Annotated in this window: 16 protein-coding genes and 1 pseudogene; 10 read left to right on the top strand and 7 right to left on the bottom strand. The window is 35.0% G+C overall.

Annotation, left to right across the window (positions count from 1 at the left end):
- Positions 1 to 55: 55 nt before the first annotated feature.
- The gene (locus FY048_RS05840; protein ID WP_049836562.1) at positions 56 to 649 is read left to right on the top strand and encodes a YidB family protein; all 594 of its coding nucleotides are present in this window, start codon (positions 56 to 58) and stop codon (positions 647 to 649) included.
- A 106-nt stretch (positions 650 to 755) separates the two neighbouring features.
- Here the strand turns inward: FY048_RS05840 and FY048_RS05835 are convergent, their stop codons facing one another.
- From FY048_RS05835 to FY048_RS05825, 3 genes are all read right to left on the bottom strand, one after another.
- A complete protein-coding gene (locus FY048_RS05835; RefSeq protein ID WP_016138229.1) occupies positions 756 to 1862 on the bottom strand; it encodes a porin in 1107 nt (368 codons plus the stop codon).
- A 255-nt stretch (positions 1863 to 2117) separates the two neighbouring features.
- A complete protein-coding gene (locus FY048_RS05830) occupies positions 2118 to 2531 on the bottom strand; it encodes an HIT family protein (RefSeq protein WP_016138228.1) in 414 nt (137 codons plus the stop codon).
- A 17-nt stretch (positions 2532 to 2548) separates the two neighbouring features.
- Positions 2549 to 2818 carry a YARHG domain-containing protein gene (locus FY048_RS05825; RefSeq protein WP_004792570.1) on the bottom strand — a complete coding sequence of 90 codons (270 nt, stop codon included), beginning with the start codon at positions 2816 to 2818 and terminating at the stop codon, positions 2549 to 2551.
- A gap of 862 nt (positions 2819 to 3680) precedes the next feature.
- Between FY048_RS05825 and FY048_RS05820 the strand changes: the two genes are divergently transcribed.
- Entirely contained in the window at positions 3681 to 4145 is a 465-nt protein-coding gene (locus FY048_RS05820) for a hypothetical protein (RefSeq protein ID WP_446090492.1), read from the top strand.
- Between the two features lie 156 nt (positions 4146 to 4301).
- Here FY048_RS05820 and FY048_RS05815 read toward each other — a convergent pair.
- Together FY048_RS05815 and FY048_RS05810 are read right to left on the bottom strand one after the other, a co-directional pair.
- Positions 4302 to 5164 (bottom strand): annotated as a pseudogene (locus FY048_RS05815) (NAD(P)-dependent oxidoreductase).
- Between the two features lie 10 nt (positions 5165 to 5174).
- Positions 5175 to 6260, bottom strand: coding sequence for an alpha/beta fold hydrolase (locus tag FY048_RS05810; RefSeq protein ID WP_446090491.1), 1086 nt, complete (start codon positions 6258 to 6260; stop codon positions 5175 to 5177).
- Positions 6261 to 6394: 134 nt separating this feature from the next.
- On the opposite strand from FY048_RS05810, the gene FY048_RS05805 reads away from it, so the two are divergent.
- The 5 genes from FY048_RS05805 (at position 6395) to FY048_RS05785 (ending at position 10661) form a co-directional block, all read left to right on the top strand.
- The gene (locus FY048_RS05805; protein WP_446090490.1) at positions 6395 to 7582 is read left to right on the top strand and encodes an O-succinylhomoserine sulfhydrylase; all 1188 of its coding nucleotides are present in this window, start codon (positions 6395 to 6397) and stop codon (positions 7580 to 7582) included.
- Between the two features lie 176 nt (positions 7583 to 7758).
- Positions 7759 to 7992: a hypothetical protein gene (locus FY048_RS05800; RefSeq protein WP_016138223.1), complete on the top strand. Its 234-nt coding sequence runs from the start codon at positions 7759 to 7761 to the stop codon at positions 7990 to 7992.
- Positions 7993 to 8272: 280 nt separating this feature from the next.
- On the top strand, positions 8273 to 8602 hold the full coding sequence (locus tag FY048_RS05795) for a YbaB/EbfC family nucleoid-associated protein (protein WP_004642711.1): 330 nt from the start codon (positions 8273 to 8275) through the stop codon (positions 8600 to 8602).
- 9 nt (positions 8603 to 8611) lie between these two features.
- Positions 8612 to 9208: a recombination mediator RecR gene (gene recR / locus FY048_RS05790; protein ID WP_446090489.1), complete on the top strand. Its 597-nt coding sequence runs from the start codon at positions 8612 to 8614 to the stop codon at positions 9206 to 9208.
- Positions 9209 to 9536: 328 nt separating this feature from the next.
- Positions 9537 to 10661 carry a ribonuclease D gene (locus tag FY048_RS05785; protein WP_446090488.1) on the top strand — a complete coding sequence of 375 codons (1125 nt, stop codon included), beginning with the start codon at positions 9537 to 9539 and terminating at the stop codon, positions 10659 to 10661.
- Positions 10662 to 11115: 454 nt separating this feature from the next.
- Here the strand turns inward: FY048_RS05785 and FY048_RS05780 are convergent, their stop codons facing one another.
- Positions 11116 to 11799: an FMN-dependent NADH-azoreductase gene (locus FY048_RS05780; RefSeq protein WP_446090487.1), complete on the bottom strand. Its 684-nt coding sequence runs from the start codon at positions 11797 to 11799 to the stop codon at positions 11116 to 11118.
- 118 nt (positions 11800 to 11917) lie between these two features.
- Between FY048_RS05780 and FY048_RS05775 the strand changes: the two genes are divergently transcribed.
- The 3 genes from FY048_RS05775 (at position 11918) to FY048_RS05765 (ending at position 13649) form a co-directional block, all read left to right on the top strand.
- Positions 11918 to 12769, top strand: a complete 852-nt coding sequence (locus tag FY048_RS05775) for a LysR family transcriptional regulator (protein WP_446090486.1) — start codon at positions 11918 to 11920, stop codon at positions 12767 to 12769.
- Between the two features lie 97 nt (positions 12770 to 12866).
- Positions 12867 to 13133 (top strand): hypothetical protein, encoded by a 267-nt coding sequence (locus FY048_RS05770; protein ID WP_446090485.1) that lies wholly within the window; start codon positions 12867 to 12869, stop codon positions 13131 to 13133.
- Between the two features lie 180 nt (positions 13134 to 13313).
- Positions 13314 to 13649, top strand: a complete 336-nt coding sequence (locus FY048_RS05765) for a hypothetical protein (RefSeq protein WP_446090484.1) — start codon at positions 13314 to 13316, stop codon at positions 13647 to 13649.
- 68 nt (positions 13650 to 13717) lie between these two features.
- On the opposite strand, the gene FY048_RS05760 is transcribed toward FY048_RS05765, so the two are convergent.
- Positions 13718 to 13882: a hypothetical protein gene (locus FY048_RS05760; RefSeq protein ID WP_016138216.1), complete on the bottom strand. Its 165-nt coding sequence runs from the start codon at positions 13880 to 13882 to the stop codon at positions 13718 to 13720.
- Positions 13883 to 14280: the final 398 nt, after the last annotated feature.

Genomic DNA, 14280 nt, shown 5'->3' with positions numbered 1-14280 from the left:
TGCCTTAACAAGAATCCGCGTATGCTCGTGTATAAACCATACATAAGAGTTACACATGACAAATTTAAGCAACATTGTAGAAGTTTTGGCTCAGCAGGCTTTAGGTGGGAACCAGCAAGCATCAGGTCAAGGTGGTTTAGGTGGAATTTTAGGTTCAGTACTCGGGCAAATGGGGGGCAATACTTCTTCTGGCACACAAGGCGGTCTTGGAGGAGTACTAGGTTCTGTATTGGGTCAAGTGACTGGAAATAATAATAACGCACCTCAAGCAGGTGGTGGCGTACAAAGTTTATTAATTGCAGTTGTACCTTTAATTTTAGGTTGGGTTCAACAACAAGGTGGTTTGCAAGCTGCTTTAGAAAAGTTAAAAGGTGCGGGTTTAGGTAACCAAGTTCAAAGCTGGGTTGATCCAAATCAAAGTAATAGCGAAGTTCCTACTCAACAATTACAGAGTTTATTTAATCCAGCTGACATTGAGCAAGTTGCTGCGCAAGCTCAAGCTCCAAAAGAGCAAGTTTACGGTGCAATTGCTTCAGTCTTACCTCAAGTCATTGACTCATTAACACCTCAGGGTGAAAGTACCGATCATCAAGAAGCAAACCAAGATATTCAAAACGTAATGAATCTTGTAAGTGGTTTCTTAAAGTAAGCTACAAACTAAAAAAGCCGGTATAAAATATCGGCTTTTTTAATCTGAACAATAAAATAAAAGGGCGTTAGCCCTTTTATTTTAGATATGAATCAAAGATAACTAATTAGAAGTTATATTCGATACCAGTACCTACAACAGTTTGCTTGTCGTCATCATTCAACCAGTCGCGTTTTTGTTGAGCAACGATACCGTAGAAGCGAGCTTGTTTGTTGATTTGGTAATCAAGACCTAAGCCGTACAAATCAATTTTACGATCTGATTGACCACTTACTTGGGTTTCAGCTGAAGCATATTCTGCTTTCACTTTAAGTTTAGTGTTAGGAATTTTATAAGCAGCTGTTACTGCATATGCTTGTTCCTCTAAACCACGGTAAGCCTTACCAGCTTTATCGATTGAACCATCTGATTTATATGATTGACCATATGCAGTCAAATCATCAGTAGGTTCAGCATGTTGCCATAAAGCACCTACAACAAAGCCAGATTTTGCGATGTCATAAGAACCAGTTACACGGTAAGCATCTGTATAAACATCTTTCAGACCGTAAGCAGCATATTTACCTTTAATACCGAAGTCACCAGCGGCAGCCACTGCTAAGCCAAGGTCTTTGTTTTCATAACCAAGAGAAGTTGATACTGAGTCAAAGCTATCATTTTTGCTGTCTTTACCAGTTTCACCATCTTTACTGTCAGAAGTACTTTCGCCAGTTTGAGCCATGATGTTGAACGTTAAACCAGCTAATAATTTAGGGTCTAATTCAAAACCTACTACGTTATCTAAGCGGTTTTCACCGTACATGATATTGGTAATATCTAAACGTGTATCGTCATTAAAGATGTCTTGGTTACCACCAGCAGCGGTTTTAAAGTAAGAGTCATATTTACCTACTTTTAAAGTACCAACACCTTCAGTTTTTAAACCGATGAAACGGTTACGAGCGCTAAGGTCACTATCAGAACCTGAACCATCAGTAGAAATTGCCCATTCAGCTAAATAAACAGCAGATAACTTGTCAGTTAATTTCTCTTCGCCTTTTACCCCAATGCGAGAAGAGTTTGAGTTAACTTCGGTAACATCACTTTTACCATCGAAATTTTTATTATCAACTTGGTTAATAGAAACATTTAGTTTGCCATACAAAGTTGGCGCTGCTTGCACCGCGTTTATGCTCAAAGTTGCAACTGCGGCAGCGAGTAGCAATTTCTTCATTGAGATTTCTCCAAAAGGTATTTAAAAATGGCGTATGCCTAGTTAACTATTTATTTTGTAGTTGACTTATGTACAAAAAGTTACAAAAGCTCACCAACTTGCTAAGCAGTATCGGCAAACTTTGTGACAGGGGCGTGAAAAATAAATGACAGTTTTATGACGATTAAAATTTAGAAATAAATTAATTATTTTAATTTTTTATAGTTTTTGGACGAAAAAAAGCGGAGTAAAAACTCCGCCTTAATACATTAAAAATCAAAGAGCTGCTTTAATTTTTTCAGCTAATCCCTTAATTTTTTCTTGATCTCCTAACTCTACAGCATGGCGTCCAAGTTGATGCACATTGGTAGGAATAAGGTGAAAATGAACATGGGGAACAGTTTGTCCTGCTGCTGCTCCAGAAAGTTGCATTAAGACAATACCTTCTAAATTGAAGGCTTTTTCCATTGCTTTTGCAATTTTCTGAACAACTTGTATGGTATATGCAGCTGCTTCTGGAGGTAAATCAAGCAGCGTTACAGCAGGTGTTTTTGGAATAACTAATGTATGACCATCGGCTTGAGGCATAATATCCATAAAAGCTAGAACTTGATCATCTTCATAGATTTTTATCGCTGGAAGTTCATTGCGTAAAATTTTTGCGAAGATATTTTGATCATCGTATGCCATGTATTATTCCTTTAAAATTATTTACATTTCAATTCTTTCTGACGCTCTTTAATAGCATCAAGACGTTGTTGCTCTTTGTCAGAAAACTTTGGTTTTGTCGTATGACAGTTTTCATTACCATATTTTTCTTTAGCATCAGGATCTTTAAAACAAAAGCCTTTTGATGCATAAATCAAATTATAATCGTCTTGCAATTTCTGACATTCTTGCTCAGGCGTTGCAGCTTGAACGCTTAAACCAGCAATGCTCACCATGCCAGTAAAGACTGCAACCATAAATTTATTCATGAGCGTTTCCTCAGTTAAAGGTATGAACCTGTACTCAATATAAGGTTTATTACCAATATTTCAATGACTATTAATTACTCAAGTGTCATTTTGGTTGATAATTTGTTCACAAAGTAAAGAAAAACTTTAGATATCAATAATTTATAAAAATCAAATAAAAACATAAACTTAAGCTAAATTTTATATATATTTCCAGAATTTGATTCTCGTTTAATCGACTTTAACTCTCACTGATGGTGGACAAATATGTTTCTAGTTGGGTTGAGCACACATAAAAAATTGCAGAAAAAGATAAGATTTTATAGTCTATTTGATTTGCTAAATAGACGGCTTAAGTTTGAAATTAGGTCAATGAAAAAGAAATATATCAATGACATTATGAAAATATAAAGCGTGATAATTATCACATTTTGTACTCTAGGATTAAGTGGAATTCACTGGGCCCATTTTAATTTAGACGGAAATGGGCTTTTTTCTTTTGATTTGTAAAATATAAATAAGTCAAAATTAATCTTAGTTTACAATTCAACTGAAAGATGTATTGATTTTACATGTTTTAGCTTATATTATATTGTCCTTAATTGCTGCGTTTGATAGTTTTTTGTTTTTGTAGCCCATTTCTAAAATTGAGATGGGCTTTTTTTTATTAAAGTTATTTCGAAATATATTAATTTAAACTTATGTATTGTGATGTATTTATCTTTATATTTAATTTGTGTGATTTATTTGGTGGGTAGCTTTCATGTTTACCATTGTGGTTACTTTTTAATCTAATCAACTTACATATAGCAATGTTATATGCATCATACTTCCTTAAAGAATCTGATTATTCATCGGAGACAAGATTAAAGGGAAATAGAGAATGTCACAGTTTTTACTCGTTGCTGAAAGCGTTTATATAAAATCTGAAGAAGATAAGTTTTTCTCGAAAGATATTATTGAGCATTTAAATAGCTTAATAAGTATTATTAGACAAGAGATAAAAGGAACTTCATACAGACTAAAATATAACTTTATTGATTTTGAAGAGTGCTTAAATAAGCCTAGTGAAGAATGTACAGTTAAGCTTGATATTAGCTTAATGCCAGCATTTAAGAATAAAGGCGAATACATTATGTGGTTGGCAAGTTTCATTGAAAAAATAACATTAGGAGGAAGAGAAAATTTTCCTCCACTTGCAAATACTTTGCTACCGAGCTGTATGCTTGCCAATTCTTATTTAAAAACAATGGAACAGGCTAAGGTTGTGTCTGAAAAAAGTGCGCAGATGATTGTTAATTACTTCAAATCACCTGATTACAAAAACATTATTCGAGTACCGACATAGCATAAAAGCTTTCTAAAATTTCCCATATTCAATTTTTCAGGCTATAGAAAAGTTCTTTAGAAATATACTTACTTTAAATAATCGAGTTTTCACGCCCTCATTTTTCATCTTATTAAAATAAGCATCTTTAATAAGTAGTCATTTAAAAGGTCAAATTTATTCTAAGGTGATCTTTGTCCATGCTTCATACATTTTCACTGCCGCAGAGAAATCGCTGTTGTCTTCAGCCGTTAAATGAGCAGCTTGGATTAAACTTTGTGTTAATGACAAAAGCGGGGCAGGAAGCTTTGCTTGCTTGACTAAATCCAAAGCAATTCCTGTATCTTTGGCAAGAAGAGCCAAGCCAAAGGTTACTGGAAATTCGCGACTCAATACACGCTGTGGGAATATAGTCTCTGTTACCAGACTTTTACCACTTGAAGCGTTAATACACTCTAAAGCTTCGTTCAAGCTTACTCCATGCGCTTTTAAAGCACTGAAACCTTCTGCAACAGACCAAAGGTTAACTGCGAGTAACATATTATTAACGGCTTTTACGGCAAATCCAGCACCAGACTCACCCACATGTTTAATTAATTTTCCTACCGCTTGTAAAGCTGGCAATGCGCGTTCGAAGGCTGCTGCATCACCACCCACCATTACAGTCAAAGTTGCGTTCTCAGCACCCACGGTTTGACCGCTTACTGGCGCATCTAGAAAATCAACATTTAATTGCTTTAATGAGCTGGCTAATGCGCGGGCAGAATCAGGAACACCACTGGTACAGTCTATCCAGATTTAATTTCTACACTACTAATAAGCGCTTCTACATCAGTGCTTGTCGGTAAGCATGAAAAGATAATATCTGCTTGTACCGCTTGCTCTAATGAGACAGCCTTAGTGCCATAGTCTGCTGCATGTTGTTTGGCTTTTTCAAAATTTCGATTCCATACATAGACAGTATCGAAGTGTTTTGGTAAATGCGCTGCCATACGGTAGCCCATTGCACCCAAACCAATAAATGCAACAGATTGACTCATGACCTTATCCTTAAAGTTGTGTTGAACGTTCGGCGAGCCATGCCGCCAGTTTCGGCCAAAACTCCAGAGCACTTGCTTGACTCGACATTAGGCCTAAATGACCGCCGGGGATGAGAGTAAACGTGACATCCTGACTGTTTGTCAATTGACTTAATGGCGAAGCAGCGTCAGCAGTGACCAACTGATCACTACGACCCGCGCCAACTAAGAGGGAACAATCTATATTTTTTAATTCGATTTTCTTATCTTTTAACTGAATAAAGCCACGTTTTAACGGATTTTGTAGCCAGACATTAAACAACATGTCCTGATTAATCCCACCTGGATAATCAATCATGTTATTTAAAAAACTACTTAAGGTTGCATGCTCTTGTACAAATTGCAGGTCATCAAGGTTTTTTAGCAATTGCAGATGTCCATCAAACCAACCTTTAGGATCAAGAATTTTGAAACCTAATGAATTTAAAATTCCGGGACTGTGGATCAGACGTTTTGGCAACCCAGAATAAATACGTTCCTGAATTTTCTTATTACGACCAATCAAATGATTTATGGTTCGATAGAGCTTGCCAATATGGCCAGATGCATAACTATCTATTGGACTACCCAGAACAATTAAATTTTTAATATGGTTGGGTTGGTTCAGAGCGGCATATAAAGTAACGAATATGCCTGCCATACTCCAGCCATGGAGCGAGATTTGCTCACTTTTTGAATGTGTTCGGATGATTTCAATCGCTTTAGGAATGAAATCTTCAATAAATGATAAAAAGTTAAGGTGTCTATCTTTAAACTTTAAACTGCCCCAATCGACCAAATAGACATCGAAACCAGCATTTTGGAAATATTTAATAAGAGAACGATAAGGGTATAAATCATAAATCGCCATATTGATTGCGAGTGGGGCAACGAATACCAAAGGCTGTTTAAATTTTTTTTGTGTTGCTGCGTAATAGCGAATACGGGTTTGATTGAATTCGCCTATGACTTCATAGGGCGTACTTTGTGACAGAACCAATGTTTTTGGATGAAATAGTCGGGCAGAAAGGTGCTTGATTTGACTTTGTTCAGAGACAAGGGACTTTAAGCGTTTCATCTTGCTTTACCAACTATTTACTAAAGTTGAATAAAGTCTAAGCGATAATTTTAAGGTTTACCTTGACCTTAAATACCTTAGACACTCAAAATGAAGATAGTTTTTAGTACATGACCAGTAAAGGCGAACATTTAATGAACCAGTCTGATGATTTAGAATACCAACTTGATACCTTAGCCATTCGTACCGGACATACTCGTAGTTTTGAAGGTGAACATGGCGAACCGATTTTTTTGACATCATCTTTTGTATATGAAAATGCAGAAGAAGCTGCAGCAAAATTTTCTGGTCAGGTTCAAGGGAATATCTATTCACGTTTTACCAATCCGACTGTATCGATGTTCGAAAAACGCTTAGCAGCTTTAGATGGTGCTGAACGCGCTGTTGCGACAAGTTCTGGAATGGGCGCGATTTTGTCAGTTACTATGGCATATCTCAAAGCGGGTGATCATGTTATTTGCTCAAGAGCAGTTTTTGGTTCAGTTGTTGCCTTGTTTGAAAAATATATTGCCAAGTTTGGTGTAGACATTACATTTGTTGATTTATGTGATTTGGATGCATGGAAAAATGCAGTACGTCCAGAAACTAAACTTTTATTTGTTGAGTCGCCGTCTAATCCTCTAGCCGAGATCGCAGATATTCAAGCGCTTGCAGATATTGCCCATGCGCATGGCGCATTACTGGCGGTTGATAACAGTTTTTGTACTCCTGTTTTACAGCAACCATTAAAGTTTGGCGCAGACCTTGTCATTTACTCGGCAACTAAATATTTAGACGGGCAAGGACGTGCATTAGGTGGGGCTGTTGTTGGTAATCATCAGTTGTTAGAAGAAGTGTTTGGTGTTGTCCGTACGCTTGGACCATCAATGAGTCCATTTAATGCATGGGTTTTCTTAAAAGGTTTAGAAACTTTACGTTTGCGTATGAAGGCACACTGTGAGAGTGCTCAAATTCTTGCAGAATGGTTATCTACTCATGAAAAAGTAGCAAAAGTTTACTACGCTGGTTTACCAGCTCATGAAGGCCATGAACTTGCTGCTAAACAGCAAACTGGTTTTGGTGGAATTGTTTCTTTCGTTGTTAAAGGCGAACGTGAAGGTGCTTGGAAGGTTATTGATAATACTAAGTTTATTTCAATTACTGGTAACCTAGGTGATGTGAAGTCAACAATTACACATCCTGCAACGACTACACATGGCAAACTTTCTGCTGAAGCAAAAGCCGCAGCAGGCATCCAAGAGGGTTTAATCCGTGTATCTGTGGGCTTAGAAGATATTAACGATATTATTCGTGATATCTCACGTGGTCTTGATCTGATCTAATTATCTTCTGTTATTTTGTTCATGAAACCATCTCTTTAATCGAGATGGTTTTTTATATTTAAATGTTACCCAATTTTCAGAATTGCAATAAAAAACCTACATTTTTGTTTAAATGAGAGCTTAGAGCACAGGGTATAAAGACTTTAAATTTAATTAAAAGAAATGTGAGTTTTAAAATGCTTAAGCCTATTGCTATCGTTGTTGTGGTGGGGGTAATCGGGGTAGTTGGATACAAATTGCTGACCAAACCGAATCAGAACCCAGCAAATGAAACAACCTTATTGATTAACAATGCAGAGAAGTCTGTGCAAGAAGCAGATAAATCTATTCAAGAAGCAAATACTTCCTTTAAGAAAGTTCCTCTAAGTGAATACAAAACAATTGATAAAGGGTTACAGGCATCTCGATAGTGATCTAAATTTTTATAAGACTTGAATGTAAATATTTAGGCATTTATGAAGTGTGTCTAGGTTTAACCATGCTATTCATGTAGCTACGTAAAATAGAGCTAGAGATACTGATAGAAAACATTAGTCTATTGTGTCAGAATTACGGATTAATTTGAGTTCAATGCACTAATCTGTATGGATTTTAATCACATGGGTTGGTTCAATGAGATTGAGTTTTTATAAAGTATTACCAGATAACGAATAATACTTTAAAGATTTGATAGAGATACGGAGTAAAGTTATGAATATCAATATGCTCATGCAGCAAGCGCAGCGCATGCAAAAAGATATGGAAACAAATATAAAAAAGGCGAAAGAAGAGCTTGCTCAAACTGAAGTCCAAGCAGAAGCTGGTGGTGGTTTGGTTAAAGTAACCATGAATGGTCGCTATCTTGTAAAACGTATCGAAATTAACCCTGAATTACTTCAAGATGAACCAGATATGATTGAAGACTTGATTGCTGCAGCGGTAAACGATGCTGTACGTCAAGCTGAAGTTATTTCAGAAGAAAAAATGCAAAAAGCAAATTCTGGTATGGGCTTGCCACCTGGCTTAGCGGGCATGTTCTAAGGAAATTCTGTGTTTAGCGATAGATTTGAACAACTCGTTCAAGCTTTACGTATATTGCCTAGCGTTGGTCCGAAGTCGGCTCAACGTATGGCATTACATCTTTTGATGAAAAATCGAGAAGGCGCGTTTGCATTAGCCCATGCTCTACATGAAGCTTCAAGTTATATTCATGAGTGCAGCGTTTGTCATTCTCTAACTGAACATGAAATTTGTGATATTTGCGCCTCAACTGACCGAGAAGATCAACTACTATGTGTAGTTGAATCACCAGCAGATGTCATGGCGATTGAGCAAAGCGGAAGTTTCCGTGGTAAATATCATGTTTTAGGCGGGCATCTTTCACCCTTAGACGGTATTGGCCCAGAAGAAATTGGTATTCCTTATCTGATTCAGCGTTTAAGCCAAGGTTCTATTGAAGAGGTGATTTTGGCAACAAATGCGACTGTAGAAGGACAGGCGACTGCTCATTATTTGGTAGAGGCGACTAAGCATTTACCTATACAAATGACACGTATTGCTCAAGGCGTACCGCAAGGTGGTGAACTTGAGTATGTAGATAGCCATACCTTAAGTCAGGCAGTTCATAACCGCATGAGAATGAAATAAGCATTTCGATGCTTGTTTCATTAATGCTATATAAAATTGAATTAAATTTATTAATTTAACTATAAAAGGCAAATACTATTTTGTCTTTAATTTAAAAAGATCTTTTAAATAAAATATGAAAACACATAAGAATGAAAAAGATCTGATAGATTTTTAAAAACACATATTTGGAGTTAACTTTAAAAGTATAAATAAAAGATCAAAAAATTATCTATTTTCGAAAAATTGTTCAAAAATAGAGTATTCAAAAAGGTTTAAGTGGTAATTTCTTACTTCTATGTTATATATACCAGAGTTCTAAGCACTCTTTGCATTTACTTGAGAAAGCATGTTTCAGTTTATCCAACAGCAAACCGATTTGGTTGATGTTCTTCAAAAAATGGATCAATGTTCAATATATGGACTTGATACAGAATTTATTAAGGTTGACACACTCTGGCCTAAACTTGGAGTATGCCAAGTCAATGTAAATGGCAATGTTTATCTGTTGGATGGTGTTTCATTAGATCTAAGTCAGTTTTGGGACAAAATATTTCTCGCACAGCAGAACATTTTTCACGCATGTGGGGAAGACATCGATTTAATCTATCATTACGCTGATCAAGAAGATCTGCTTAATGTGTTTGATACTCAAGTAGGGCTTTCTTTCTTAGGCCATGGTTTGCAAGTAAGTTACCAAGGTGCTTTAAAGCTTTGCCTCGACATTGACATTGAAAAAGATCAAACAAGATCTGATTGGTTGGCTCGGCCTTTATCACCTCAGCAACTCTGTTATGCCGCAAATGACGTTCTATATATAATGAAGTTAGCGCATCATATTCAAGAACAGCTTAAGCAGAAAGGACTCTATAACTACGTTCTTGAAGATTGTAGAAGTTTAACTAAAGAAATTATTAGTGAAACACCAACAGAGTTACTCTATAGCGATGTCGGTAATTATCGTCATTCGCGCCGTCAATTGATGCAACTACAAAATTTAAGTCAATGGCGTGAATACATTGTTAAAGCGACAAATCAGCCACGCAGTTTTATTCTTAGAAATTCAACCATGATTGATATGGTTGAAAAGAATCCACGTAATAGTTTTCAACTTTCGCAAGTTAAAGATATTCGCCCAAATGTAGTCCGTGAATATGGAAAAACTATTTTAGAATTACTTAAAGATTTACCGAATGAAAGCGAATGGCCAACAAGAATTGCCAAACCTTTTAAAGTAACATCTAAAGAAACTCTACACAAAATGGATATGGTACTTGCCCATGCAATAAGTGAAACTTCTATTCCTAAAGAAGTATTACTTAGAAAGAAATGGCTAAATGCAATTCATCAGCATGTTCTTTCTCAAGGGGATGAACAAGATTTACCTGATTATTTATTGGGTTGGCGTTATGAGCTATTAACTCAACCATTAATTCAGTTATTTCAAGAAGAAAAAGAAAGTCTATCTAGTTAAAATGATGTGATCGTTAAAATTTAAAAGCTCATCTTTGTGATGGGCTTTTTTAATTAAGAGTAGTAAATAATTTAAATTGAGTAGTTTTTATTTATAAATAAAAGATATTCAATGTTAATAGTTAACAAAGTAAATACTTATATTAGTTTCGCTAAATAATGAACTTATTTTAAAAGCTAGTAAAGTGATGAATTGAAGAGGTTTTAATTTGTAAAAGTGATAATGAATTAAATTAACTGATTCAATGAGAAAAATTCAATTGATTAAACATACAGGTCTGTATATTCTTGGATACAAGAAAAACAATTTCAATATAAATAATATATAACTATAAGTTAGTTTCGGTGCAGAAATAAAAAAGCCAACCCAATTGGGTTGGCTTTTTATTTTTAATAAGACAGCTTAGTTAAGATTATCAGTAGCTTATTAAATTTTAAAAATTAAGGTTCATATTTTACTGACTTTCTGTATATGAAGCGGAAAGTTCAGCTACGAGTTTCTCAGCTTTTTGAAAAGCATTTTCTAATGATTTTATATGTCGTTCATCTCCAAATTCTTGATATTCTGAAGCAATTTCATAAATTTTCTCTACGCCTAAATATTTGCTGAGCGTGCGAAGGTGAGGTACAAGATGATTCATGTGATGGCGGATGCCTTCTTTCTCAAAACCAAACTCTCCACTAGAGGTGATAATGATTAAAATTTTTCCAGATAGAAGCGGTTCTAAAGGAAAGTCTCCTCGAGCAAGATCAAAATCAAATGTTTTATTAATCCGAATAATTTGGTCGAACCACGCTTTAAGTTGAGCAGGCATACCATAATTGTACATAGGGGAAGAAATTAAAATGATATCTGAACTCGAAACTTCCGCTATTAACTGATCTGATATAGATAAAACATCACATTGAGCTTGAGTTCTTTTATTTTCAGGTGTGAATACAGCATCAATCCAGTCTTGAGTAATAAATGGTGGCGGATTCATTCCTACATCACGATAGATATACTCATCTATAGCCAGTTGCTTTTTCCATGAGCTGACCAATCGGCTGGCAATATTTTTAGAAATCGAATTATGGTTTGGATTGGGGTTAATCGCAGCTCTTACACTAGCATCTATATGTAATATTTTACTCATCATAAATTCCAAAAAAGTTAAGGTTTAATTTATTTTGAGTTTTAAAAGATAAGTAGACAAACGAGAAAATTACATTTATAGATGAGTTTAGTTCACCTATAAATATAACTTTGGAGAAAGCATGCAAGTCTCTTTGCAAGCACTTAAGGCATTTGAATCAGCTGCTCGATTGGGGAGTTTTAAATTAGCTGCTGAAGAACTTTCGCTAACACCGACTGCAATTTCACATCATATTGCCAATCTTGAAAGTAGGCTAAATGTTGATTTGTTTCATCGACAAGTAAGAAAAATAACACTTACAACCACCGGAGAGAGACTTGCAGGGGCAATTTCTGAAGGGTTTCGTAAAATTGAAGATGCATTAGATGAAATAACAGTAAATGGAGATGTAGTGAGAGTGGCTAGTACATCTTCACTCGCTGCAATGCTGTTAATCCCTTCTATAAATGAATTTTATCAATTGCACCCCGATATCTCAGTTGAATTCTCTACAGGTGAAGCTTTAGAAGGTCACTTATATACATTGCCTATTCGATATGGTGATGTATCTTCAGTACCTTCTAAAGATGTCCTTAAATATGAGTCTTTTAATGTATTTGGTGCATCTAAACTTGCTCTGATTAAAGATACGAGTGAGCCAATAACGTTATTCACCACAGAATGGAAAAATAAAGCATTACCAAGTCCACCATTAGAGACGTGGCTTGAGGTGAATGGATGGGACCAACAGAGGGTGAGAATTAAGAAATTTGATCAGGAAATTTTTGGCATACATGAGGCTTTATCTGCCAATGGATTAGTATTTTGTTCCGCTACACTTACCCGTAGGTTCGTTAAGGCGAATCTTTTACAGGAGTTGAAAACGAAATCTATTCAATCAGAGCTGTGTTACTACATTCCAAATAAGGAAGATTTTAAAAATAGAAATGCTAGAAAATTTATTGAATGGGTAGAAAAGTTATTTAATCAATAAGCTTCTATTTTTGATTGGTTTTAACTACACAACACTAAAACTTATATAGTCTTTTTATGCTATAAACTTAGATAAATTAATAATTAGAGAGATAAATATGCTTAACAACTTTAATGCTGAACAAGCGCGTCAAAATGCTAAAAACTTTAAAATAAACCAAGAAGTTATATTGGAAAAAATTTTAACTGGTACTGAGTCTGAATCTAAGGAAGGGAAGCGAAAAGCAACTTTCTGGTTTCCTGTTGATGCCATAAGCCCTGATCATCTTACACTGGTTGAAGAAGAGCTTAAAAACAGAGGGTTTAATGTCTCAACTGATATTGAGCACTCGGGTACTACTATAACGCTAGAAATAAGCTTCTAATTATTGATACGTTTTAACCAAACCGCCCTTAAAACAAGGGTGGTTTTTTGTTGCATGATTTTTTCGTAATTCAGGGGAAATCAATATAAATTTATTTACAATTAAACTTATATTAATCAGGATATTATTTGACAGGTTCTATCATCTTCTGTAGCTTTACTTTTTGAGTGGAATATGGATATGAACTTCCAAACAATACTTTTATCTTTCAAAAATCAATCTACTGGTACAGATGCATTTAAAGACTTAAAAAATGCTTGTGAACAGTCTCTTAAAGAATCTCAAAATACAAAAGAAAAAGCAGCCGTCTATTTAATCTATGGTTTTGCACGTAGCTACGTGATCTTATATGAAGATGAAGCAGTAACCTCTGAATTTGCCAACACCTCTAAGACTATGCTTATAGGCTATATGGAATGCCTTAATAAAGCTCTGTTAAGCCAAGATGATAGCGCTATTTTGAATGCCTTAAATCAAGTAAGCGATGACTATATAAAAAGCTCTCGAGTTTTCTAAACACCATTCATTCATTTTTGATAAAAATACTTCTTTAGCCCTAGCTAAAGAAGTATTCAACGTTTGTTTTAGTGAGACTTTTTCTTACCGCCACCATCTTGTTTATTGACAGTAGACCAAGCAATTCGTTCAGCTTCTTCTTGAGAATGACCTCTATCTACTTCACTCTCAACAATATGTTTAGCCTGACGTTTTTGCTTTGTGGTGTAAGCTGTTTTATCACCGCGAGGCATAAGTTCATCCTCCATATCTATGATTTAGATATTTATTATTGAAACATATTGAGAATTTAAATCAGTTAAGTAATGTCTGCTAATGTGTAGTAAGTGGTTAGAAGTTTGACTTAAATGTGAATTTAAAAAAGATAATATTTAAGTTTAATGTGATAAATTTCATAGCATTAAAGGGCGAAAGTATTAGAAGTAGATTACAAAAAATACTCAATAACGAACGATTTCTTATTTTTTTCTAAAATTGTTTTTATTTTATTAAAAATGATAATTATATTTATTGTTTTAAATCAAATATTTGTTAATTTACTGTGGTAGCCAGCTTTTATCTGGAACAAAGTTATTATCGACCTTAATCAATGTTGTAGGTTAATATTTCCCGAGAATTAAAAAAACGACTG

The sequence above is a fragment of the Acinetobacter sp. 1124_18A genome (genome assembly GCF_052824995.1).
This window is presented reverse-complemented; position numbering and strand designations above follow the sequence as displayed.